The 23,299-nt window shown below is 64.0% G+C and carries 18 protein-coding genes; 5 read left to right on the plus strand and 13 right to left on the minus strand.

The window, feature by feature from the left end; all coding sequences use genetic code 11:
* Nucleotide 1: 1 nt before the first annotated feature.
* From B9N88_RS04815 to B9N88_RS04840, 6 genes are all read right to left on the minus strand, one after another.
* Nucleotides 2–2,899 carry a 2Fe-2S iron-sulfur cluster-binding protein gene (locus B9N88_RS04815; protein ID WP_027603572.1) on the minus strand — a complete coding sequence of 966 codons (2,898 nt, stop codon included), beginning with the start codon at nt 2,897–2,899 and terminating at the stop codon, nt 2–4.
* Nucleotides 2,896–3,195, minus strand: a complete 300-nt coding sequence (locus tag B9N88_RS04820) for a sarcosine oxidase subunit delta (RefSeq protein ID WP_027603573.1) — start codon at nt 3,193–3,195, stop codon at nt 2,896–2,898. Before B9N88_RS04820 ends, B9N88_RS04815 begins: the two co-directional genes overlap by 4 nt.
* A 13-nt stretch (nt 3,196–3,208) precedes the next feature.
* Complete coding sequence (locus B9N88_RS04825) at nt 3,209–4,450, minus strand: FAD-dependent oxidoreductase (RefSeq protein ID WP_027603574.1); 1,242 nt, start codon at nt 4,448–4,450, stop codon at nt 3,209–3,211.
* Entirely contained in the window at nt 4,432–5,337 is a 906-nt protein-coding gene (folD, locus tag B9N88_RS04830; protein ID WP_027603575.1) for a bifunctional methylenetetrahydrofolate dehydrogenase/methenyltetrahydrofolate cyclohydrolase FolD, read from the minus strand. Before folD (B9N88_RS04830) ends, B9N88_RS04825 begins: the two co-directional genes overlap by 19 nt.
* Nucleotides 5,334–6,200 (minus strand): formyltetrahydrofolate deformylase, encoded by an 867-nt coding sequence (purU, locus tag B9N88_RS04835; RefSeq protein ID WP_027603576.1) that lies wholly within the window; start codon nt 6,198–6,200, stop codon nt 5,334–5,336. The genes folD (B9N88_RS04830) and purU (B9N88_RS04835) overlap by 4 nt, the downstream gene beginning before the upstream one ends.
* Nucleotides 6,201–6,541: 341 nt before the next feature.
* Nucleotides 6,542–7,141, minus strand: a complete 600-nt coding sequence (locus B9N88_RS04840) for a helix-turn-helix domain-containing protein (protein ID WP_027603577.1) — start codon at nt 7,139–7,141, stop codon at nt 6,542–6,544.
* A gap of 282 nt (nt 7,142–7,423) precedes the next feature.
* On the opposite strand from B9N88_RS04840, the gene glnT reads away from it, so the two are divergent.
* The 5 genes from glnT to B9N88_RS04865 all read left to right on the plus strand — a co-directional run bounded on the left by glnT (nt 7,424) and on the right by B9N88_RS04865 (nt 13,216).
* On the plus strand, nt 7,424–8,758 hold the full coding sequence (gene glnT / locus B9N88_RS04845; protein WP_027603578.1) for a type III glutamate--ammonia ligase: 1,335 nt from the start codon (nt 7,424–7,426) through the stop codon (nt 8,756–8,758).
* A 22-nt stretch (nt 8,759–8,780) separates the two neighbouring features.
* Complete coding sequence (locus B9N88_RS04850; protein ID WP_027603579.1) at nt 8,781–9,686, plus strand: class II glutamine amidotransferase; 906 nt, start codon at nt 8,781–8,783, stop codon at nt 9,684–9,686.
* Nucleotides 9,687–9,697: 11 nt separating this feature from the next.
* A complete protein-coding gene (locus B9N88_RS04855) occupies nt 9,698–10,372 on the plus strand; it encodes a GltB/FmdC/FwdC-like GXGXG domain-containing protein (RefSeq protein ID WP_027603580.1) in 675 nt (224 codons plus the stop codon).
* 14 nt (nt 10,373–10,386) lie between these two features.
* Nucleotides 10,387–11,709 (plus strand): FMN-binding glutamate synthase family protein, encoded by a 1,323-nt coding sequence (locus B9N88_RS04860; protein WP_027603581.1) that lies wholly within the window; start codon nt 10,387–10,389, stop codon nt 11,707–11,709.
* Between the two features lie 181 nt (nt 11,710–11,890).
* Nucleotides 11,891–13,216 carry an ammonium transporter gene (locus tag B9N88_RS04865; RefSeq protein WP_027603582.1) on the plus strand — a complete coding sequence of 442 codons (1,326 nt, stop codon included), beginning with the start codon at nt 11,891–11,893 and terminating at the stop codon, nt 13,214–13,216.
* A gap of 542 nt (nt 13,217–13,758) precedes the next feature.
* Here B9N88_RS04865 and folD (B9N88_RS04875) read toward each other — a convergent pair.
* From folD (B9N88_RS04875) to B9N88_RS04905, 7 genes are all read right to left on the minus strand, one after another.
* On the minus strand, nt 13,759–14,694 hold the full coding sequence (gene folD, locus B9N88_RS04875) for a bifunctional methylenetetrahydrofolate dehydrogenase/methenyltetrahydrofolate cyclohydrolase FolD (protein WP_043293248.1): 936 nt from the start codon (nt 14,692–14,694) through the stop codon (nt 13,759–13,761).
* Nucleotides 14,695–14,767: 73 nt separating this feature from the next.
* Nucleotides 14,768–16,447, minus strand: a complete 1,680-nt coding sequence (locus tag B9N88_RS04880; protein WP_027603584.1) for an APC family permease — start codon at nt 16,445–16,447, stop codon at nt 14,768–14,770.
* A 74-nt stretch (nt 16,448–16,521) separates the two neighbouring features.
* On the minus strand, nt 16,522–18,831 hold the full coding sequence (locus B9N88_RS04885) for a DUF1989 domain-containing protein (RefSeq protein ID WP_027603585.1): 2,310 nt from the start codon (nt 18,829–18,831) through the stop codon (nt 16,522–16,524).
* 2 nt (nt 18,832–18,833) lie between these two features.
* Nucleotides 18,834–20,201, minus strand: coding sequence for an NAD(P)-binding domain-containing protein (locus B9N88_RS04890; protein WP_027603586.1), 1,368 nt, complete (start codon nt 20,199–20,201; stop codon nt 18,834–18,836).
* A 20-nt stretch (nt 20,202–20,221) separates the two neighbouring features.
* The gene (gene purU / locus B9N88_RS04895) at nt 20,222–21,088 is read right to left on the minus strand and encodes a formyltetrahydrofolate deformylase (RefSeq protein ID WP_027603587.1); all 867 of its coding nucleotides are present in this window, start codon (nt 21,086–21,088) and stop codon (nt 20,222–20,224) included.
* 30 nt (nt 21,089–21,118) lie between these two features.
* Nucleotides 21,119–22,249: an aminomethyltransferase family protein gene (locus tag B9N88_RS04900; RefSeq protein ID WP_027603588.1), complete on the minus strand. Its 1,131-nt coding sequence runs from the start codon at nt 22,247–22,249 to the stop codon at nt 21,119–21,121.
* A gap of 30 nt (nt 22,250–22,279) precedes the next feature.
* Entirely contained in the window at nt 22,280–23,296 is a 1,017-nt protein-coding gene (locus tag B9N88_RS04905) for a heme-dependent oxidative N-demethylase family protein (protein WP_027603589.1), read from the minus strand.
* Between the last annotated feature and the right edge of the window lie 3 nt (nt 23,297–23,299).

Below are 23,299 nucleotides of genomic sequence, written 5' to 3' on the forward strand. Positions count from 1 at the left end.
CTTAACCCTCCTGGCGTTGGTTAGTGGGGTCGAAGAACGGCAGTTGCACCACCTCGGCCTGGACGACGATGCCGCCTTCGACGCGAATCGGAATGCGCTGCCCCGGTGTGCTCTGGTCGATCCCGGCGTAGGCCAGGCCGATGATGCGGCCCAGACTGGCGGAATATTCACAGGAGGTGACGTTGCCGCTGATGTCCGCGCCGTTGAGCACCAGGTGGCCTTCCAGCGGTTGCACGCTGCCCTTGGGCAGGCTGAAGCCCACCAGTTTGCGTTTCAGCGGCTGGGCTTCAAGGATGTCCACCGAGCGGCGGCCGACGAAGAACGGCTTGTTGCGGCTGACCGCCCAGCCCATGTCGATTTCTGCCGGGTGAGTCATGCCGTCGGTGTCCTGGCTGATGATCACATGGCCTTTTTCCAGGCGCAGCAGGCGTTGGGTTTCGACGCCGAAGGGGCGAATGTCAAAGGCCTTGCCGGCCGTCATCAACGCGTCCCACAACGCCAGGCCGTGGCGTGCCGGTACGTGGATTTCATAGCCCAGCTCGCCGACGAACCCGACCCGCAGCAAGCGGGCCTTGATTCCGGCCACCGTGCCCTGGCGCACGCCCAGGTAGGGGAAGCCTTCGGCACTCAGGTCGAGGTCGTTGCACACCTGCTCCAGCACCTTGCGCGAATCCGGCCCGGCCACGTTCACCGCACAGATCGCCGCCGTGACGTTGGTCACGTCCACGTCCAGGCGCCACTGTGCGTTCCACTTGAGCATCTGCTGGTAGATGCGGTCGACGCCGCTGGTGGTGGCGGTGACGTAGAAATGCTTGTCGGCCAGCCGCGCGCACACGCCGTCGTCGATCACCACGCCGTGTTCGTTGGTCATCAGTGCATAACGCGAACGGCCCACCGGCTGCTTGAGGAACGCGAAGGTGTACATGCGGTTGAGCAATTCGGCGGCGTCCGGGCCGCGCACGTCCAGGCCACCGAGTGTGGACACATCGATCAGCCCGACCTTGTTGCGCACGTGCAGCGCTTCGGCCTGCATGCACGCTTCGCGGTCCTGGGGCTTGCCGTAATAGGCCGGGCGCTGCCAGATACCGGCGGGCATCATCTTCGCCCCGGCTTGCACATGGCGCGCGTGCATCGGCGTTTGCCGGTAGGGGTCGAAGGCCCGTCCGGCGACATGGGCGAGTTTCTCCGCCACGAACGGCGGCCGTGCGGTGGTGACCCCGGTTTCGCTGATCGTGCGCTGGGTCGCCCAGGCCACCAGCCGTGCGGTCGGCAGCGCCGAATGGCGTCCCTGGGACGGGCCCATGCCGACCGTGGAGTAACGCTTGACCAACTGCACATCGCGGTAGCCGATGCGGGTGGCGTTGACGATGTCCGCCACTTGCAGGTCTTCGTCGAAGTCGACGAAATCCTTGCCCTTGGGGTGCGGGAAGATCGGCCAGTGGAAGTTGACCTGGGCTTCGCTGCGCAGCGCTGCACGCGGGCTGGTGCTGTTCAAACCAAGGGCGCGCAGGCTATCGGCGGCGGCGTTGGTCCCATCCGCCAGCACATTGTCCAGTTGATGCCGACCGTGTACGGAACCGGCCACGCCCAGGTTGCGCGGCAGGCCACTGAGGCTGAACTCCGCCCGCGAGTCGTCATAGGCCAGCTTGCCACCGGCCTGGCATAGCAGTTGATAGACCGGCATATAACCGGCCGACATGCACAGCAGGTCGCAGTGGATCACGTGCCCGCTGGCGCTGACCTGGCCCTGGCCGGTGATCTGGCGCACGTCGACGCCCTTCACATGGCGCAGGCCTTTTTCATGCAGGGCCTCGAACACGGTGCTGTTGCTCAGGCACGGGATCTTGCGCTGGGCCAGGGCACCCGGCAGGGCTTTGTCCGCCGGGGCGTGACGCAGGTCGATCACGGCGGCCACCTCCACGCCCTGGTCATGCAGGTCGAGGGCGGCGAGGTAGCCGTCATCGTTGCCGGTGAGCACTACCGCGCGCTTGCCGGGCTTGACTGCATACAGCTTCATCAGGCGTTGCGCGGCGCTGGTGAGCATCACCCCCGGCAGGTCGTTATTGCGGAAGACCACCGGTTGGTCGAACGAACCGCTGCACACCAGGCACTGCTGCGCGCGCACTTTGTACAGGCGCTTGCCCTGGATCACCGGCAGGTAGTTGTCGGTGAACCAGGCATTGCAGGTGGCGTCGGTGAGCACCTGGATATTCGCGTGTTGCTGCACCGCGCCGAGCAACTCGCGGCGCAGGGTGTCGGCACGGGTGCCGGCAATATCGAAGCGCGCGTAGGTCAGCGACCCGCCGAGAATCGGCTGCTGCTCGATCAGCAGCACCTTGGCGCCGGCATTCGCAGCGGTCAGCGCGGCCTGCAAGCCGGCGGGACCGGCGCCGATCACGGCGAGGTCGGTGAACAGGTAGGCCTTGTCGTAGTACTCGGGCTGGAAGGTCAAGTCGAGCACGCCCAGGCCGGCCTTTTTGCGGATGATCGGCTCCCAGACTTTCCACATGCCCTTGGGCTTGTAGAACGAACGGTAGTAGAAACCCACCGGCATGAACCTGGAGAACTTGCCCAGGTAGGCGTCCTTGTCGTTATCCAGCGAGCCGTTGACGTTCTGCGCCGTCACCGCCAGGCCGGCGGACAGCGCGTGGGCATCGGCCAATACGTTGGGTTCGCGGGGCAGTTGCACCAGGCTGTTGGCGTCATGGCCGGCCATGGTCAATGGGCCGCGTGGGCGGTGGTACTTGAACGACCGCGACATCAGGAAGCGCCCGTTGGCGAGCAGCGCGCTGGCGATGCTGTCGCCCTGTAAACCCTGGTAGGGCAGGCCGTCGAAACTGAAATCGAGTGGCTGGTCACGCTGGATCAGCAGGCCCATGGGGGCGGGGAGGCGGTTCATCCGGCGATCTCCTTGGCGGTGGTGAAGTCGACGCGGGTAGTGAACACTTCGCGCGGATCGAAGGTGCGCAGGATCTCGTCGGTGACCGTGTGGCGCTCGGCGAGGAACCAGTAACTGGACGGCGTGTGCATCCACCATTCGCGCACCACACCGGCGAGGTTATCGGTGTTGAACACGTAGTCGGCCCATTCGGCATCGCTGCAGGTCACCGGATCGGGCATCGGTTTGAATTCACCGCCGTAGGTGAACTCGCTGATATTGCGCGGCCCGTTGAGCGGGCAAATCATGATTTTCATCGTCTGCTCTCCGTCAGTGGCTGGCCGCTGTGGCGCCCATTTCGTTGACTTGCTGGAAGGTCGAGAAACGTTCGAGGCCGAAGGGCTTGATCAAGTCCGGGACCTTGCCGCCGCTGGCGACCAGCTCGGCCATGGTCTTGCCGCAGATCGGCGTGGCCTTGAAGCCCCAGGTGCCCCAGCCGGCGTCGAGGTAGTAATTCTTCAGCGGCGACAGGCCCATGATCGGGCTGTAGTCGGGGGTCATGTCGGTGATCCCGGCCCACTGGCGCATCAACTTGGCGTTGGCCAGGAACGGGAACATCTCGATGGCATGGGCCAACAGGCTTTCCTTGAGGTCCAGGGTCGAGCGCGTGTTGAACAGCGGGTACGGGTCGGAGCCGCCACCGAACACCACTTCGCCACGGCTGGTTTGCTGCACGTAGCAGTGCAGGGCCGAGGAACTCACCAACGGGTCGAGGAACGGCTTGAACGGCTGGGTGACCATGGCCTGCAACGGGAAGGTCTGGATCGGCGAACGGATACCGGCCTTGGCCATCAGCAGCGAGCTGTGCCCGGCAATCGCCTGCACCGCGCAGCCGCACCGGATGGTGCCGCGATTGGTCTTCACCGCGGTGATGGCGCCGTTTTCGATGATCAGGTCCTGCACTTCGGTGAGCTGATGGATTTCCACGCCGCGCTTGGCTGCCTGCTTGGCGTAGCCCCAGGCCACGGCATCGTGACGCGCGGTCGCGCCGTCGATATGCCAGAGCCCGGCAATCACCGGCAAGTGGCCGGGGTCGAGGTTGAGGCTGGGCACCAGCTCGCGGATCTGTTGGCGGTCAATCATCTCGGTACGCCCGCCGAAGTGCTTGTTGACCTCGGCGCGCTGGCGGAACGAACGCACGGTGGCGTCGGTGTGGGCCAGGGTCAGTTGGCCGCGCTCGGAGTACATGATGTTGAAATCGAATTCGTTGGACAGCGACTGGAACATCTTCACCGACTCGGCGTAGAAACGAACGCCTTCGCTGGTGAGGTAGTTGGAGCGGATCACCGCCGTATTGCGCGCGGTATTGCCGCCGCCCAGGTAAGCCTTTTCCAGCACCGCTATGTTGGTGATGCCGTGGTACTTGGCCAGGTAGTAGGCCGTCGCCAGGCCATGGCCACCGGCGCCGATGATCACCACGTCGTAACTCGACTTGAGTTCCTTGGGCGGTGGCAGGTCCACCTCCACCGGGTACTCCGAACTCAGCCCGTATTTCAATAGATTGAATGGCATACGGCCTCCGATTGGCTGCGTAGGGCGTGGTGTTGCGCCAGGGCGGCGGCCACGGTGTTTTTCATCAGGAAGGCAATGGTCATCGGCCCGACACCGCCGGGCACCGGGGTGATGGCGGCGACATGGGGCAGGGCGCTGTCGAAGTCGACATCACCCACCAGGCGGCTGCGGCCGTCGTCGTCGATGCGGTTGATGCCGACATCGATCACCACCGCGCCGGGCTTCAACCAGCTCGCGTCAATCAAGCGGGCGCGGCCCACGGCGGCGATCACGATATCGGCCTGGCGACACAGGGCCTGGGCGTCGTGGCTGCGCGAATGCAGCACGGTCACCGAGCAATCCGCCTTGAGCAGCAGCGCGGCCATGGGCTTGCCGACGATGTTCGAACGGCCGATCACCACCGCGTGTTTGCCACGCAGGTCGCCGCAGGTTTGCTCCAACAGATACAGGCAACCGCTCGGGGTGCACGGCGTGAGCACTGCGCGGCCCTGGCTGAGGCCGCCGACGTTCTGGCTGTGAAACCCGTCGACGTCCTTGTCCGGCGCGATGGCCTCCAGGGCGCGCAGTTCGTCCATCTGCGCCGGCAACGGCAATTGCAGGAGGATGCCGTGGATCGCCGGGTCGGCGTTCAATTGGCCGATCAGGATCAATAAGTGTTCGGTGCTGGTATCGCCGGGCAGGCGATGCTCCACGGAGCGGATGCCCACCTCTCCGGCGCGCAGGATCTTGTTGCGCACATAGACCTGGCTGGCCGGGTCGCTGCCCACCAGGATCACCGCCAGCGCCGGTTGAATAGCCTGCCCATGCAGTCGCGCCACGTCCTCGCGCACTTGCAGCAGCACTCGCGCCGCAGCGGCTTTGCCGTCGATCAGTTTATGCGCGCTCACCGGAACACCACCGTTCTGTCCTGATTGAGGAAGACCCGGTGCTCCAGGTGGTACTTGACCGCCTTGGACAAGGCTACGGTTTCGGTGTCGCGGCCGATGGCGACGAGGTCGTCGGGCTTGTACACGTGGTCGACGCGCTGCACTTCCTGCTCGATGATCGGGCCCTCATCCAGGTCGCTGGTCACATAGTGCGCGGTGGCACCGATCAACTTCACACCGCGTTGATACGCCTGGTGATAGGGCTTGGCACCCTTGAACCCGGGCAGGAACGAATGGTGGATATTGATCGCCCGCCCCGACAGTTGCCGGCACAGGTCGTCGGAGAGGATCTGCATGTAGCGCGCCAACACCACCAGCTCGGTGCGGGTGTCGTCGACGATCTTCATCAGCTCGGCTTCCTGCGCGGCCTTGTTGTCCCTGGACACCGGCAGGTAGATAAAGCGAATGCCCTCGCGCTCGGCCATCGGCCGCAGGTCGAGGTGGTTGGAGACGATGGCGGTGATGGTCATGTCCATCTCGCCCTTGTGGTAGCGGTAGAGCAGGTCGGTGAGGCAGTGGTCGAACTTGCTCACCATCAGCATCACGCGCATCGGCTCGCGGGTGTCGTACAGCTCCCACTGCATGTCGAAGGCCTGGGCGACATCGGCGAAACCGTCTCTGATCGCTTGCAGGTCGCCTGTGTGGCCATCGTTGAAACGGAACACCGCACGCATGAAAAAGCGGCCGCTGAAGTCATCGTCGAACTGCGCCATTTCCCCGATGTAGCACGCCTTGTCCGCCAGGTAAGTGGTGACGGCAGCGACAATGCCGGACACGGCGGGGCACGTCACCTTGATGATGAAATGGTTTTTTTCGTGTTGCATGACACGTCCTCGGGATGATGGCGGCAGCTCATCGCATAGCGAAAAAATGTCTGAGGACAGCAGGCTCATTCCTTGAGCGCGTTTTCTTGTGGGGAATAAAATATTCCTGAAGTGGCTTTATAGGGGAATGGGGCCGGGGCGTCCAGGGTTTTGGGAAAGTTTTTTAACTGAGGGGAATTTTTACACAGGCCCAACGGCATCGAACGCTGTTAAAAATGTGGGAGGGGGCTTGCCCCCGATGAGGGGGGGGCAGTGAAAGATGCATTCACTGACACTCCCTCATCGGGGGCAAGCCCCCTCCCACAATTGGATCTCTGTGCTTCAGGTGTATCGAGTCCGGATTACTCTTTGTCGTTGCCGTAATTCATGATCGACAGCAGGCGAATCGGCACCCGCACCAACTCTTCCGGCCCATGGGGAATCTCGCCTTCAAACGTCAAGCTGTCCCCGGCCTCCATCCGATACAGCTGGTTGCCATGCCGGTAAATCAACTCCCCCTCCAGCAAATGCAGAAACTCCGTCCCTGGATGGGCAAAGGTCGGGAACTCCTCGCTGGCGTCATCCATGCTGACCATGTACGCCTCGAAGCTCTTCTTCGGACCGCGCGTGTGGTTGAGCAGGTGATAGGTATGCCCCTTCTCCGTCCCACGGCGCACCACTTCCATGCCCTGGTCGGCCTTGACCAGCAAGGCGCTGCCATCCTGCTGATCGTATTCGCTGAATAACTTCGACAGCGGCAGCCCGAGCACATCGCACAGGCGGCTCAATGTATCGAGGCTGGTGGAGACCTGGGCGTTCTCGATCTTGCTCAACATGCCCTGGCTGATATCGGCAATCTTCGCCACGTCGGACAGCTTCAGGTCCTGGGCCTGGCGCTGGCGTTTGATCTGCAGCCCCAGGTATTGCTCGAGCTTGAGGCGCGGGGCGGTTTCGGTGGACATGATCATCGGCTCCTGCACGGTTTCCGTTCAGTAATATTATTTTCGCACTGGGAAAGTGCAAGGTCTGGCGCTTGAAGGCCACCCCGCTGTGCGTATTCCTGCGGGGAAAAGAATTTTCCCATATATACAGCACAAAAGCGCAGCTCCACCCACTTCGATGTGTCGATCGCGATTCTGGCAAGGGTATTGCATTCCTGTAAGGAAACTAACTTTCTTTTTAGGAATAAAAAGACAGCCTAGGCCCACCCACACGGTTTTGCCTTTCGCGAGGAGTGACACGCAATGTTGCCAGCAGAAACCCAGCGCATCATCGACAAGCACGGGATCAAATACGTGCTTGCGCAGTTTGTGGATATACACGGTGCGGCCAAGACCAAGTCGGTGCCCATCTGCGGGCTCAAGACCGTGGCCGAAGAGGGCGCGGGGTTTGCCGGGTTTGCCATCAGCGGCATGGGCATGGAACCCCATGGCCCGGACTTCATGGCGCGCGGCGATCTGTCGACCTTGACCCCGGTACCCTGGCAGCCGGGTTATGGGCGCGTGGTGTGCGTCGGGCATGTCGACGGCAAGCCCCATCCCTACGACAGCCGCTACGTGCTGCAGCAACAAGTGCAGCGCCTGCAGGACAAGGGCTGGACGCTGAACACCGGCCTGGAGCCCGAGTTCAACCTGATGCGCCGCGACGAGCAGGGCAAGCTGCAACTGGTGGACCCCAGCGACAACCTCGACAAGCCTTGCTACGACTACAAGGGCCTGTCGCGTTCGCGGGTGTTCCTCGAGCGCCTGACCGAAGCCTTGCAGGCGGTGGATTTCGAGGTCTATCAAATCGACCACGAGGACGCCAACGGCCAGTTCGAGATCAATTACACCTACAGCGATGCCTTGACCTCCGCCGACCGCTTCACCTTCTTCCGCATGGCCGCCGGCGAGATCGCCAATGACCTGGGCATGATCTGCTCCTTCATGCCCAAGCCCGACCCGAAACGCGCCGGCAACGGCATGCACTTTCACCTGTCGATCAGCAGCGCCGAGAACAAAAACCTGTTCCATGACGCCAGCGACCCGAGCGGCATGGGCCTGTCGACACTCGCCTATCACTTCGCCGCCGGCTTGCTCGCCCATGGCCCGGCGCTGTGTGCGTTCGCCGCGCCCACGGTCAACTCCTACAAGCGCCTGGTGGTCGGCAACTCGTTGTCCGGCGCCACCTGGGCCCCGGCCTTTATTGCGTTTGGCGCCAACAACCGCTCGGCCATGGTCCGCGTGCCGTATGGCCGCCTGGAGTTCCGCCTGCCGGATGCCGGCTGCAACCCCTACCTGGTCAGCGCTGCGATCATCGCCGCGGGCCTGGACGGTATCGATCGCCAGCTGGAAATCGACCACGTCTGCAACGAAAACCTCTACAGCCTGAGCCTCGAGCAGATCGCCGAGCGCGGCATCAAGACCCTGCCGCAATCCCTCAAGGAAGCCTGCGACGCGCTGGAAGCCGACGCGCTGTTCGCCGAAATGCTCGGCCCGCAGATCGTGGGCGAGTTCATCAAGCTCAAGCGCATGGAGTGGGTGGAGTACAGCCGCCATGTGAGCGACTGGGAAATCCAGCGCTATACCGAATTTTTCTGACACCGTGTGACGGAGACTTGTTATGTGTGGAATCGTAGGCCTGTACCTGAAGAATCCGCAGCTGGAACCCCAGCTCGGCCAGCTGTTTGAACCCATGCTGCAAGCCATGACCGACCGTGGCCCGGACAGCGCCGGTTTCGCCATCTACGGCGATGAAGTCGCCGATGGCTGGGTCAAGCTGACCCTGCAAGCCACCACCGAAGCCTTCGACTGGAAAGGCTTGATGGGCGAGCTGGAAGGGCGCCTCGGCTGTTCCCTGGACTGGTTCCAGAACGCCAGCGCCGCCGTATTGAAGATCCACGCCGACGAAGCCCCGGTGCGCCTGGCCCTGGCCGAACTGGCGCCGAGCGTGCGCATCATGAGCGCCGGGCAGAGCATCGAGATCCTCAAGGGCATGGGCCTGCCCCAGGAAATTTCCCAACGCTTCGGCCTGGCAAACATGCAGGGCAGCCACATCATCGGCCACACGCGCATGGCCACCGAAAGCGCGGTGACCATGGAAGGCAGCCACCCGTTCTCCACCGGCGCCGACCTGTGCCTGGTGCACAACGGCTCGCTGTCCAACCACTTCCGCCTGCGCCAGGAACTCAAGCGCGAAGGCATCCACTTCGAAACCGACAACGACACCGAAGTCGCCGCCGGCTACCTGACCTGGCGCCTGCAACAGGGCGATTCGCTCAAAGAGGCGCTGGACCACTCCCTGGAAGACCTCGACGGCTTCTTCACCTTCGCCATCGGCACGCGCAACGGCTTTGCGGTGATCCGCGACCCGATTGCGTGCAAGCCGGCGATCTTGGCCGAGACCGACGACTACGTCGCCATGGCCTCCGAGTACCAGGCGCTGTCGAGCCTGCCGGGCATCGAAAACGCGCGGATCTGGGAGCCGGCACCGGCCACGTTGTACATCTGGGAACGCCCGTCAGCTTAAGGAGCGCACACATGAAAACCATCGATCTTTCCACCGCCACCGTGCGTGACCTCAACCAGGCGCTGCACGCCCAGGCCATCGACAACGAGTGGCGCGTGACCCATTCCAACGGCAAGCACAACCTTGCGGTAGGGGTGAACCAGGCCGTGTCCATCGATATCGAGGGCCACGCCGGCTACTACTGCGCGGGCATGAACCAGCAGGCCTCGATTACCGTGCACGGCAATGTCGGCGTGGGCTGCGCCGAGAACATGATGTCCGGCTCGGTGCGCGTCAAAGGCAGCGCGTCCCAGGCCGCCGGGGCCACGGCCCATGGCGGTTTGCTGGTGATTGAGGGCGATGCGGGCGCGCGTTGCGGGATTTCCATGAAGGGCATCGACATCGTCGTCGGCGGCAGCATTGGCCATATGAGCTGCTTCATGGGCCAGGCCGGGCGCCTGGTGGTGTGCGGCGACGCCGGCGATGCGCTGGGGGATTCGCTCTACGAAACCCATATCTACGTGAAAGGCACGGTGGAGTCCCTGGGCTCGGACTGCGTTGAAAAAGAGATGCGCAGCGAGCACCTGCAAGAGTTGCAGGAACTGCTCGACCGCGCCGGCTTCGCCCACCAGGCGGCGGATTTCAAGCGCTACGGCTCGGCCCGTCAACTCTACAACTTCAAAGTCGATAACGCCTCCGCGTACTGATCAGGAGCTTCACCATGACTGAACAAACCCCTCCGGTCCTGCGCGAGTCGGCCACCTTCGACCGCCTGACCATCCAGGAAATCCAGCGTGCCGCCGAAACCGGCATCTACGACATTCGCGGTGGCGGCACCAAGCGCAAGCTGCCGCACTTCGATGACTTGCTGCTGCTCGGCGCCAGCGTGTCGCGCTATCCGCTGGAAGGCTATCGCGAGAAGTGCGGCACCGATGTGATCCTCGGCAACCGCTTCGCCAAGAAGCCGATCCACCTGAAGATCCCGGTGACCATCGCCGGCATGAGCTTCGGTGCGTTGTCGGCCAACGCCAAGGAAGCCCTGGGCCGTGGCGCGACCATCGCCGGCACCAGCACCACCACCGGTGACGGCGGCATGACCCCGGAAGAGCGCGGCCAGTCCCAGCACCTGGTGTATCAGTACCTGCCGTCGCGCTACGGCATGAACCCGGATGATTTGCGCAAGGCCGACGCCATCGAGATCGTCCTCGGCCAGGGCGCCAAGCCCGGCGGCGGCGGCATGTTGCTCGGCATGAAAGTCACCGAGCGTGTGGCCGGCATGCGCACCTTGCCGATCGGCGTGGACCAGCGCAGCGCCTGCCGCCACCCGGACTGGACCGGCCCCGATGACCTGGCGATCAAGATTGCCGAGCTGCGCGAAATCACCGATTGGGAAAAACCGATCTACGTGAAGATCGGCGCGAGCCGGCCGTATTACGACGTGAAGCTGGCGGTCAAGGCCGGTGCCGATGTGATCGTGCTTGACGGTATGCAAGGCGGCACCGCCGCGACCCAGGAAGTGTTTATCGAGCATGTGGGCATCCCGATTTTGTCGGCCATCCCGCAAGCGGTACAGGCTTTGCAAGAGATGGGCATGCACCGCAAGGTCCAGTTGATCGTGTCGGGCGGGATCCGCAACGGTGCCGATGTGGCCAAGGCCATGGCGATGGGCGCGGATGCGGTCGCCATCGGCACGGCGGCGCTGATTGCCCTGGGCGACAACCACCCACGGCTGGACGCGGAACTGAAAAAGATCGGCTCGGCCGCCGGTTTCTACGACGACTGGCAGAACGGCCGCGACCCGGCCGGCATCACCACCCAGGACCCGGAGCTGTCCAAGCGCCTCGACCCGGTGGAAGGCGGGCGGCGGTTGGCCAACTACCTGCGGGTGATGGTGCTGGAAGCGCAGACCATGGCCCGTGCGTGCGGCAAATCGCACCTGCACAACCTCGACCCCGAGGACCTGGTGGCGCTGACGGTGGAATCGGCCGCCATGGCGCGGGTGCCGCTGGCAGGAACCAGCTGGGTGCCGGGTTCCGGTTACTAGCGGGCCCCTGTAGTGAGCGGGCTTGCCCCGCGCCGGGTGGCGAAGCCACCCCAATAAAGCCGCCGCATTCATTGAGGTAGAAATGCGGCGGTTGGTTTACGGGCGGCTTCGCCACCCAGCGCGGGGCAAGCCCGCTCACTACACCCAGGTACTTCCCATTTCTTTTGCAGGAGCTTTGAACATGGTCAATCGTCTTCTCGGCAAATCCCTCTTCGGTTTATTGGTGGCCAGTGCCTTTGCACCCTTGGCCCAGGCCGCCGACGCCCCCACCTTGAACACCGGCAGCACCGCCTGGATGGTCACCGCCGCCGTGCTGGTGCTGTTCATGTGCTTGCCGGGGCTTGCGTTGTTCTACGGTGGCCTGGTCCGTGCGAAAAACATGCTCTCGTTGTTCACCCAGTGCTTCGGCATCGCCGGCCTGGTGGGCGTGCTGTGGGTGATCTACGGCTACAGCATGGTGGTCGACACCACCGGCATGGTCGAAGGGCAGGTGACCTTCAACAGTTTTGTCGGTGGCCTGAGCCGCGCCTTCCTGGCGGGCATGACCCCGGAGAGCCTGGTGGGGGATATTCCGGAAGGGGTGTTCGTGACCTTCCAGATGACCTTCGCCATCATCACCCCGGCCCTGATCGCCGGCGCCTTTGCCGAACGCATGAAATTCTCGGCGGCGCTGCTGTTCATGGCCATCTGGTTCACCCTGGTCTATGCCCCGGTGGCGCATATGGTCTGGGGCGGTTCGGGGGCCTTGATGCATAACTGGGGCGTGCTCGACTTTGCCGGCGGCACCGCCGTGCACATCAATGCCGGTGTGGCTGCGCTCGCTGCGTGCCTGATCCTCGGCAAGCGCAAGGGCTACCAGAACACGCCGATGCCGGCGCATAACCTCAGCCTGACCATGGCCGGTGCGGCGATGCTCTGGGTCGGCTGGTTCGGCTTCAATATCGGCTCCGGTGGCGGCCTCAGCGGCACCTCGGGCATCGTTATGCTCAACACTCAGTTGGGCGCCTGCGCCGGGATCCTGGGCTGGATGTTCACCGAGTGGTTCAAGGTCGGCAAGCCCAGTGCCCTCGGCCTGGCCAGCGGCGCGTTGGCCGGCCTGGTGGGGATCACCCCGGCGTGTGCCTACGTGGGCGTCGGCGGTGCGTTGGCCATCGGCTTGCTGTGCGGGGTGTTCTGCTACTTGAGCGTGACGGTGTTGAAGCGCCGTTTCGGCTACGACGACAGCCTCGACGTGTTCGGCCTGCACGGCATCGGCGGGATGATCGGCGCGGTGTTGACCGGGGTGTTCTGTGTACCGTCCATGGGGGGCCTGGTGGAAGGTGTGACCATGGGCGGGCAGGTGGTTGCCCAGCTCAAGGGGGTGCTGCTGACTACGGTGTACTGCTTTGTGATCAGTTGGATCATCCTCAAGGGGGTCAATGTCCTGGTTGGCTTGCGTGCCCATGAGTCGGTGGAGGAGATGGGGCTGGACCTGGCCGAGCATAATGAGCGGGCCTACAACCACTGATCATTCCCCCTGAGTAAACGCAGCTCAAAATGTGGGAGGGGCGGTGCGACGATTCGACTTGCCCCGTGGCGGCTCGGGAGCCGACGACTCTCTAACGGGTGCCCCGGGACTGAAATGTGGGAGGGGGCTTGCCCCCGATGGCGGCCTGACAGCCGACCAGGATGTTGGATCGGATCGAGTACATATCCGTTGCTGCGGTAAAGGCGGCTATTGGTTCCGCCCTTACGGCGGCTCACTTTGGAAAAGCCCCAAAGTAAGCAAAGGGCTCTTGCCCCACCACTCGGCACCTCGCCCAGGCTCGGTGTGCCCGTAATCCGACAGTGATGTGGGGGGCCGCCGCCACGCGCCATCCATGGCGCGGGGCGGCTAAACCGGCATCCCTGCCGGTTTACCCCCCACATCACTATCGGATTCCGGCCAGCGTGGTTAACGGGGCGCCTGAGATCAAGATCAAGATCTACAGCAAGAGCAAGAGCAAGAGCGGCTCGCTTCGCATCGTGGTTACCGTTGTGGATACCTATGCGCCGACAGCGGTCTTTCAGTCAGCTGGGTTGTAGCTGAGCCACGGCCATCGGGGGCAAGTCTCCTCCCGCATTTGCCTTGCTGCGTTGCAGCTGGCTCGCCACCAGGGTGTTCTTCAGCAGGTAGGCAATCGTCATCGGCCCCACACCGCCGGGCACCGGCGTGATCGCGCTGGCTACGGTGCGTGCGCTGGCATAGTCCACATCCCCCACCAACCGTGTGCCGGTCTCGGTGGTGATGCGGTTGATCCCCACATCAATGACCACTGCGCCGGGCTTGAGCCAACTGGCATCGATCAGCTGCGGCCGGCCTACGGCGGCGACGACGATGTCGGCCAAACGGCACAACGCCGGTGCATCGACGCTGCGCGAGTGCACCACGCTGACCGAGCAGTTGGCCTGCAGCAGCAGGGTTGCCATGGGTTTGCCGACAATGTTCGAACGCCCGATCACCACCGCGTGCAAGCCGCTCAAGTCGCCGCAGGTTTCGTGCAGCAGGCGCATGCAGCCGCTGGGCGTGCAGGGCGTCAGCACTTCGATGCCTTGCACCAGGCCACCGACGTTTTCGCGGTGGAAGCCATCCACGTCCTTGATCGGGTCGATCGCGTGGATCACTGCCGCCTCGTCGATATGCGCCGGCAGCGGTAACTGCACCAGAATGCCGTTGACCGTTGCATCGGCGTTCAAGCGGGCAAGCAGGTCGAGCACCTGCGTCTGGCTGGCATCTTCCGGCAGCCGGTATTCCAGGGAGCGAATCCCGACTTCCTTGGCCCGCAGCAGCTTATTACGCACGTAGACGTGGCTGGCCGGGTCATCGCCCACCAGCAATACCGCCAGGGCCGGGTAGATTTGCTGCGAGGCTAGCAGCAGGACCTCTTCGCGAACCTCGTCGAGCACCTGGGCAGAGATGGCCTTGCCGTCGATATCGCGGGCAGGCGTGGGGAGAGAGCTGGTCAAAAGCGTCACCGTTGTCTGGGGAAATAAGGCGCTGAGGGATAAGAATCCCTCAGCCATAGGCAGGCCGGAAGGCTCAGGCTACCAGTTGATGGCAGGCATACACCACCAGCACACCGGCGACCAGCGTGGCATAGGGCAGCCAGCCGGCGCGGCGCTGGCCGTCATCGGCCTGGATATACAGGTCGGTGAGCATGGCGGCGGGGAAGTGGCCCTTGTCCTGCACATAGTGGCGGTAGCAGAACACCGGCAGGATCAGCAGCGCCAACAGCAGGCCGGTGACCAGCGTGCCTGCGCCCCAGATGTCCGCGCCCAGGCCCATGCAGGCCAGGTTGACGAAGCTCAGCACGCCGCCGGCCGCCAGCAGCACGGTGGGGGCTTTGTACGGACGCACCCAGTCGGGGCGGTCCAGGCGGTGGATCCAGCCGGCATTGAGGTTGAGGAAGTTGAAGATGATATAGCTGACGTTGGACGCCGCAAGTACGAACACGTAGTCCGACATCAGCAACAGCAGCAGGTTGAACGACAGGTCGGTCCACATCGCAGCTGTCGGCGCGCCATGTTCGTTGGTGCGCCCCAGGTACTTGGGCAGCCAGCCATCCACCGAGGCCTGGTACAGGGTGCGCGACGAACCGGACATCGAGGTCATGATCGCCAGCAACGTCGCCAGCACCAGCATGATCAATACGATATTGGCCACCACCTTGCCGCCGCCGATGCTGTCGGCCAACACCTGGCCAACGCCCATGCCGCTGTAGATCGCGGGCGAGAGCAGGCCGCTGTACACCGCGGGCGTCACGATTGCGCCACTGGCGTCGAGCACCGCCGGCGTCACCAGTTGGCCCAGCCCGAGGCTGCCTTGAAATGCCAGCGGCACCAGGGTGAACACCAGGATGCACAGCAGGCCGGCGTAGAAGATCGCCTTGAAGGTGTCGCGCTTGGGGTCCTTGAACTCACGGGTGTAGCACACCGCCGTTTCAAAGCCGTAGGTGGACCACGCCGCCATGAACAGCCCACCGGCCATCAGTGACCAGCCGGACATATCCCACGGCCCATCGATGACTTGCCCGGCCGCGTCATGGGCCAGGGGGTACAGCGGCAGGAAGTTGGCCTGGGCCGCATCCCCGGTGAACAACGGCACCACGCCCACCAGCAGCAGCGGAATCAACGAGGTGACGCCGAGCACCAGGGTCAGGCGCGCCGACCGCAGGATGCCGCCGTGCTGCACGGCAAACACCGTGAGCAAAATCAACAAACCAATGGCGAACGTCGCGTTGATGCGCAACGACAGGCCGCTCTTGACCCAGCCCAGGTCCAGCAGGGTCAGTTGCCAGGTGTTGATCAACGTATCGGCGGGAAACAGCGCCGTGAGGATATACCCCGCCGCCAGCCCCGAACCGATGGACAGCACCGGCGACCAGGCCAGCCAGTTGCACCACACCGACACCGGTGCGATCAGCTTGCTGTAGCGCACCCAGGCCACCGCGCCGTACACCGAGGCGCCGCCGGATTTGTGCGGGAACAGCCCGGCGATCTCGGCATAGGTGAAGGCCTGGATAAACCCGAACAGGATCGACACGATCCACACGATCCATGCCGGTTTGCCCACCGTGGCGGCAATCGCACCGATGGAGAACAACACCAGCGCGGGCACGCCACTGGCGACCCAGAAGGCCCCGCGCCAGTCGATCTTGCGGTGCAGGCTGCCCACCGAGCCGGCAGCCTGCGGTACAGCCTCGAACGTCGTCGCTTCCATCTTCGTATTCCCATGTCTGAATAGCGGTTAGGTTGGGGCAGTCAAAATGGGGTGGCACACACGTTTCGGGACGATCAGCTACGCACCCGGCTTTTGTCCGGGTCGTAGAAAATCGCTGCGCTGACCGTGGCGCTGATGCGCTTCTGCAGGCCATCGACTTTGCCAATCTCAAGTTCAGTGCCGGGCTCGGCGCAGCTCACGTCGACCCGGCACAGTGCGATATTGCTGGCCAGTAGCGGTGACCGGCAGGCACTGGTGATCACCCCGACCTGGGCCCGGCCCTGGTACACCGGGTCGCCATGGTGGGCGGCCTCGTTGCCGCTCAGGTGCAGGCCAACGAGCTTGTGGCTGGGATGGGCACTGCGCCGCAGCAGGGCGTCACGCCCGATAAAGTCGTCGGTCTTGCTCTTGAGCGGCACGCTGAAACCGATACCGGCCTCGAACGGATCGGTCTGATCGCTGAACTCGTAGCCGGCGAAAATCAGCCCGGCTTCGATGCGCAGCAGGTCCAGGGCTTCCAGGCCCAGGGGCACCAGGCCCAAGGGTTGGCCGAGTTGCCAGATGCGGTCCCAGACCCGTTCGGCGTCTTCGGGCTGGCACCACACCTCAAAGCCCAGTTCGCCGGTGTAGCCGGTGCGCGAAATCATCAACGGGCAGCCGTCGAAACCGTCCAATCGACCGACCAGGAAGCGAAACCAGCCGAGGGTCTCCACACTCGGTTGTGTGGGCGGGGTCCAGACCATCTGCTTGAGCAGCTCGCGACTCAGCGGCCCCTGCACCGCCAGGTTGTGAATCTGCTCGCTGGCGGACTTGACCCACACCTTCATGCCCAGTTTCTGTGCCTGCTCGCGCAACCACACGCCGGCGTAGTCTTCGCCGCAGATCCAGCGGAAGTTGTCCGGGCCCAGGCGCAGCAGGGTACCGTCGTCGAGCATGCCGCCGTGGGCGTGGCACATCGCTGAATACACCACCTGGCCCACCGCCAGGCGCCGTATGTCGCGGGTCAGGCAGTACTGCAACAGGGCTTCGGCGTCGGGGCCGATGATTTCGAATTTGCGCAGGGCAGTCAGGTCCATCACCGCCACCCGTTCGCGGCAACCGAGGTATTCCTCGGTGACGCCGTAACCGTCGTAGCGCAGCGGCAGCCACCAATTGCGGTAGTCGGTGAAGCTGCCGGTGAGGGCGCGGGTACGTGAGTGAAACGCGGACTCACGGGTGAGGATCGGGTCGGCATCCGCCGTGGTTCGAGTGCTCATGGCGATGGAAAAACGCTCCTTCTCGCTGTAGATGCGGACATGGATGTCGGTCGGGTTCCAGCCATTGGCCGGGTCAATGTCATCCGGGCACGAGGTACTGCCACACAGCAGGTCGGTCATGGCCCGCAGCAGCACGTAATCGCCGGGCCGTGACCAGGGTTCATCCAGGGTCATCTGCTGGTGCGCATCGATACCGGTGTTGAAGAAGAAATTGATCGCCGGCCAGCCGTTGCGCGCCTGCACGCCATGGGGGGCGAGGACGCGGCTGAGGTTGTCGCTGCAGTTGTCGTGCCCGAAATAGCCATGGGTTTCGTAGTAGCGCGCCGCGCAGGCCAGGGCGAATGAATCGTGGCGCCCGACGGTGTCTTGCACCACCTCCAGCATCGGTTGCATATGGCGGTCGAAAAACTTCGAGAACAGCCCCGGTGCCGGGTAGGCGCTGCCGTTCAGGGTGCGCGTGACGGTCTGGTCCAGGTCCAGCTCGACGCCGCGATCCAGGGCGCGCCGGTCGAGGGCGACGAAGTCCGAACACTGGCGGCCCGCGACGTCCAGCACCTGGATGTACTGCCCCTTGGCGACGGTGTAGCCGTGGGCCGTGCCCGCGCGCAGGGTGAATTCGTCGAGTACATCGCCCAACGGCTCGGGCAGGGCCGGCAGCAGCAGCGGCGACGAATTGGCCCGCGTCACTATCAGACGCAGCTCGCTGGGCCGGTATTGCCGGTCCACGGCGGTGGCCTCGGCGGGTGCGGCGACGATCACCAGCAGCGCGTCCTCGGCGACAAACTGTCGGCTGTGGCCGGGCGGGCTGTCGGCGTCCCATAGCGAGGCCGCCAGCGGCAAGGCCTGTGCATCGATGCCGCGCCGCTGGAGCGCCTGGCCGATACGCCCAGGCACGCTGCACGCCGTTGACCCGCTCAGGCCCCAGCTCGCCAGGGCGCTGCGGCCGCCGGCGTCGAGGGCCAGCAGTGCGCAGGTTTGCCGGCCTTCGACGTCGATCACTTGCAGGCCGTCGCCGGGCTGCAAGTCGACCAGGGTCACGCCGCCGGCGGCCACGCGGTAGCGTTCCAGGTTCGGCGCGCGGGCAAACAGCCCGGGTTCGCGGGGATGGGAAACACGCGGTGCATTCATCATCAGCCGACCGACTTGATGGGGGTCGCGGGCTCGCCCAGGTACGCCGCCATCGAGTCATCCAGGGCCTGCAACCACGGCGTGTGGTGCGGCGGCGACTGGGTGCCGGTCATCAGCGAGCGATAGGACTTGTCGCGATAGCCCATGATGTTTTCCGCCTTGTCGTGCTTCCAGTGCAGAAAGGTTTCGTTGACGGCGGCGATGTCGAAATTCGGGTAGTCGGTGGCGTCCACCAGTTGCTGGATATAGGCGCCCTGGTACTCGAACATCTGCTGGTTGGTTTCCAGGGCCTGTTCCCGTGCGTGCCACGCTTGGCTGTCGGCGACCATGTCGGCGTGGCCGGGCAACTGAATGCGCCCGAGGATCACGTCGCGGGCATACCAGGCCTGGGCGTCGAACATGTTGAAGGAGTACCACTGGTCCTGCATGCCGAGGTAGATCAGGCGGGGGTTGGGTTCCCAGAACACGCCCTTGTAGAGGTTCATCGGCCACAGGCGGTTGTCGGTCTTGAGGCTCAGTGCATCGGGCAGGAACGGGAAGTGGTGCTTGTAGCCGGTGCACAGGATCACCGCGTCGATGTGCTTGCTGCTGCCATCGACAAAGTACGCGCGGTTGTTTTCCAGGCGCTGGAGCAGCGGTTTTTCTTCCCAGTTATCCGGCCAGGCATAGCCCATGGGCGCGCTGCGGTAGCAACTGGTGATGCTGCGCGCGCCGTATTTGTAGCATTGCGAGCCGATGTCCTCGGCCGAATAGCTGCTGCCGACGATCAGCAGGTCCTTGTCCTTGAACTCCAGCGCCTCGCGGAAATCGTGGGCATGCAGGATGCGCCCGGCGAACTGTTCGAAGCCTTCGAAGTACGGCACCTTGGGCGTGGAGAAGTGGCCGCAGGCGTTGATCACGTAGTCGAATGTTTCGCAGGTCAAGGTGTCGCTGGTGTAGTCGTGGGCGTAGAGGGTGAAGCGCTGGCTCTGTTCGTCGAAGGTGACTTGGCGCACCACATTGTTGAAGCGGATGTAGTCGCGCACGCCGGCCTTTTCCACGCGGCCCTTGATGTAGTCCCACAGCACTTCACGCGGCGGGTAGGAACCGATGGGTCGGCCGAAATGCTCTTCGAAGGTGTAGTCGGCGAACTCCAGGCATTCCTTGGGGCCGTTGGACCACAGGTAGCGGTACATGCTGCCGTGCACCGGCTCGCCGTTCTCGTCGAGGCCGGTGCGCCAGGTGTAGTTCCACATGCCGCCCCAGTCCTGCTGTTTTTCAAAGCACACCAGCTCAGGGATGGCGGCGCCTTTGTCACGGGCCGACTGGAACGCGCGAAGTTGCGCCAGGCCGCATGGGCCGGCGCCGATGATTGCAACACGTAGGGTCATGAGCGTGCCTCCTGAAGGTTTCAGCGAAAGATCACTGTCTTGTCCTGGTTGATGAACACCCGGTGTTCCAGGTGGTATTTCAGGGCTTTGGAAAGGGCCACGGTTTCGGTGTCACGGCCGATAGCGACCAGCGAGTCGGGCAGGTGGGTATGATCGACGCGCTGGATTTCCTGCTCGATGATCGGGCCCTCATCCAGGTCGCTGGTGACGTAGTGGGCGGTGGCGCCGATCAGCTTGACGCCACGGTCATAGGCCTGGTGGTAGGGCTTGGCGCCCTTGAACCCTGGGAGGAACGAGTGGTGGATATTGATCGCCCGGCCCGACAGTTGCTGGCACAGGCCGTCGGACAGGATCTGCATGTAGCGCGCGAGCACCACCAGGTCGGTCTGGGTGTCTTCGACGATGCGCATCAGCTCGGCTTCCTGGCCGGCCTTGGTGTCCTGGGTGATCGGCAGGTAGATGAAGCGGATGCCTTCGCGTTCGGCCATCGCCCGCAGGTCCAGGTGGTTGGAGACCACGGCGGTGATGTGCATGTCCATCTCGCCCTTGCGGTGGCGGTAGAGCAGGTCGGTGAGGCAGTGGTCGAACTTGCTGACCATCAGCAGTACGCGGGTCGGTTGGCGCGAGCTGAACAACTGCCAGTGCATGTCGAAGCCACCGGCCAGGTCGCCGAGGCCTTTGCGCAGGGCGCCGACGTCGCCGCTCACGCCGGTGTTGAAACGGAACACCGCGCGCATGAAAAACTGCCCGGTGAACTCATCGTCGAACTGCGCCAGCTCGCTGATGTAGCACTGCTGTTGGGCCAGGCACGCGCTGATCGCGGCGACAATCCCGGACGCCGCCGGGCAGGTGATCTTGAGGATGTAATGTTCGCGGGAGGCGTCCATCGAAGGCTCCTGAATTGCGTGAAGGAAGGCTCAGCCCTTGGCCGTGCGCTTGGTTTTTTGCGGGTCGTCGAAGGGCAGGGCGTGGGTGCTGGCGCTGGCCTCGAGGCTGCCGCGAACCTGCAAGGCAATACCGGGTTCGGAACAGGCGACGCTCATGCGCGCGATGGCCATCGAGCGTTTGCTCAGGCGCGAATACATGCCGCAGGTGATCACGCCGACTTGCTGGTTGCCCTGCCACACGGTGTCGCCGGCCTCGGCGGCGCGGACGCCCTCAAGCAGCACGCCGGTGATCTTGAAGCGCTCCTGGCCGCGCAGGCGCAGGTGTTCTTCGGCGCCACGGAAGGCGTTCTTGCCAGGTGAAACAGTGAAGTCCAGGCCCATTTCCCAGAGGGTGTCGCCGGCCTTCTGGTCGGCGAAGGGGTACATCTGCGAGTTGTCGTAGGGGAAAAACATCAGCGAGCTTTCCACCCGCAACCAGTCCAGGGCGGTGAAGGCGCAGGGAATGATCCCCAGGCTCGCGCCTTGTTCGAGGATGCTGTCCCACAGGAACGGCGCATCGGCGGCCTTGCAGAAAATCTCATAGCCACGTTCGCCGGTGTAGCCGGTGCGCGAGATCATCACCGGGCGGTCGAACAGGCGGGTTTGCAGGTGGTGGAAGTACGCCAGCTGGCGGATGCCGGGCACGTGTTCGGCGAGGAAATCCACCGCCAGCGGACCTTGCAGCGACAGGTCGTGCAGGTCGTCATCGAACAGCACCGCCACTTGCCGGCCCTGGGCCGAGCGCACGAGCATTTCATGCCCGGTGCCGGCGCCATGCACCACCATGAACGCGTTGGGGCCGGTGCGGTAGACGATGCAGTCATCGACGAACTTGCCGTCCTCATCGAGCATCGAGGCATACACCGATTTGCCGGGGTAGAGCTTGGCGATGTCGCGGGTGGTGGCCCACTGCAACAGGCTCTCGGCGTGGGGCCCCACGTAATGGACTTTTTTCAGGCCGGATACGTCCATCAGGCCGGCGCGGGTGCGGATCGCCTGGTGGTGGTCGGCGAGGTCACTGCTGTAGGTCCAGGCAGTGCCCATGCCGTTCCAGTCTTCGAGGTGGGAGCCGAGGGCGCGGTGCCGGTCGGCCAATGCAGAAATACGCCATGAGTGGGTCATGTGAGGTTCCTTGTCGTAGAAGAAGGGGCGTCAGGCCTGTGGGTCGAACTGGCTCAGCCACTCGACCAGCGTATGGCGGTAGCGGGTCATGCCCTTGTAGTCGGCGATGGGGTCGGGCAGGTCGCGCAGCACGCGGTGCAGGCGACAGCCCCAGCCGGGTTGTGTGACCAGATCGTCCAGGCTGATCAGGTAGGTGCGGATGCTGAACATCACCGCGTGGCTGCGCGGCAGGCGCGCCATCACTTGCAGCTCGACCCGCAGGTGCACCTGCTGGCCGACATTCTGCGCAGTGATCCGGCCGCGATCGGCGCCCCACTCATGGAAGGTTTCCGGCGACGAATCCAGGCGCGGGTTGATGGTCAGGGTCCAGTTCAAGCGCCGTACCGGCTGGCCGACCTGCAGGTTGAGCAGGTACTTCAGCGCCCGTTCGAACACGCCCATCTGATGGGCCATGGGCACCGGTGCGTGCCATTGCTTGAAACTCATGCCGGCGTCGAACGCCAGCGACCAGTCGGCCGGGCTGGTGACCAGGCCGGCGTCCATGTACAGGTCGCCGTCGCGCTGGTCGAGCAGGGCGAAATCCCCCTGCACCTGGCGGCCGATGTACTCCAGCGGCGCGCAGGGCAGGCTGCTGGCATCGCCGAAGATGAAGGCCTGGTCGATGTCCAGCAGGTGGTTGCGCCACTGCCAGCGCTCGCCGTTTTGCGTCAGGCTGAACGCCTGCGGGTAGTCGGCGGCCAGGTGCTCCATGATCATCTGCAGCGCATCCCAGGCCGCCACTTGCATGTGGGGCATCACCAGGTAGCGGCGCGGGTCCTTGTCCAGCACCAGGGCGCGCTCGGCCATTTCCGAGCGGTAGTGCTCGTCGATGTCGAAGGCGTGCTCATAGATCGAGCCGGGGTCGCGGGAGATGGCCGGTTCGATGTTTACCGAGTACAGGTAGCTGTCCTCGATAAAGGGAAAGGGGAAACGCCGGATCGCTGCCGGGCTGTTGCGAAAGCTGAAATCGTCGCGATAGCTCAGCACGGGGCTCGTTTGCAGGGGCATGGC

The organism is Pseudomonas sp. LAMO17WK12:I1 (assembly GCF_900177315.1).
GTDB lineage: Bacteria > Pseudomonadota > Gammaproteobacteria > Pseudomonadales > Pseudomonadaceae > Aquipseudomonas > Aquipseudomonas marginalis.

Coding starts and splice junctions, on each gene's coding strand:
- glnT (WP_027603578.1), top strand. CDS start 7,424: ATGTTGCCAGCAGAAACCCAGCGCATCATCGACAAGCACGGGATCAAA.
- B9N88_RS04840 (WP_027603577.1), bottom strand. CDS start 7,141: ATGTCCACCGAAACCGCCCCGCGCCTCAAGCTCGAGCAATACCTGGGG.
- B9N88_RS04865 (WP_027603582.1), top strand. CDS start 11,891: ATGGTCAATCGTCTTCTCGGCAAATCCCTCTTCGGTTTATTGGTGGCC.
- B9N88_RS04860 (WP_027603581.1), top strand. CDS start 10,387: ATGACTGAACAAACCCCTCCGGTCCTGCGCGAGTCGGCCACCTTCGAC.
- B9N88_RS04905 (WP_027603589.1), bottom strand. CDS start 23,296: ATGCCCCTGCAAACGAGCCCCGTGCTGAGCTATCGCGACGATTTCAGC.
- B9N88_RS04890 (WP_027603586.1), bottom strand. CDS start 20,201: ATGACCCTACGTGTTGCAATCATCGGCGCCGGCCCATGCGGCCTGGCG.
- B9N88_RS04855 (WP_027603580.1), top strand. CDS start 9,698: ATGAAAACCATCGATCTTTCCACCGCCACCGTGCGTGACCTCAACCAG.
- purU (WP_027603576.1), bottom strand. CDS start 6,200: ATGCAACACGAAAAAAACCATTTCATCATCAAGGTGACGTGCCCCGCC.
- B9N88_RS04850 (WP_027603579.1), top strand. CDS start 8,781: ATGTGTGGAATCGTAGGCCTGTACCTGAAGAATCCGCAGCTGGAACCC.
- B9N88_RS04815 (WP_027603572.1), bottom strand. CDS start 2,899: ATGAACCGCCTCCCCGCCCCCATGGGCCTGCTGATCCAGCGTGACCAG.
- B9N88_RS04825 (WP_027603574.1), bottom strand. CDS start 4,450: ATGCCATTCAATCTATTGAAATACGGGCTGAGTTCGGAGTACCCGGTG.
- B9N88_RS04900 (WP_027603588.1), bottom strand. CDS start 22,249: ATGACCCACTCATGGCGTATTTCTGCATTGGCCGACCGGCACCGCGCC.
- B9N88_RS04885 (WP_027603585.1), bottom strand. CDS start 18,831: ATGAATGCACCGCGTGTTTCCCATCCCCGCGAACCCGGGCTGTTTGCC.
- B9N88_RS04820 (WP_027603573.1), bottom strand. CDS start 3,195: ATGAAAATCATGATTTGCCCGCTCAACGGGCCGCGCAATATCAGCGAG.
- purU (WP_027603587.1), bottom strand. CDS start 21,088: ATGGACGCCTCCCGCGAACATTACATCCTCAAGATCACCTGCCCGGCG.
- B9N88_RS04880 (WP_027603584.1), bottom strand. CDS start 16,447: ATGGAAGCGACGACGTTCGAGGCTGTACCGCAGGCTGCCGGCTCGGTG.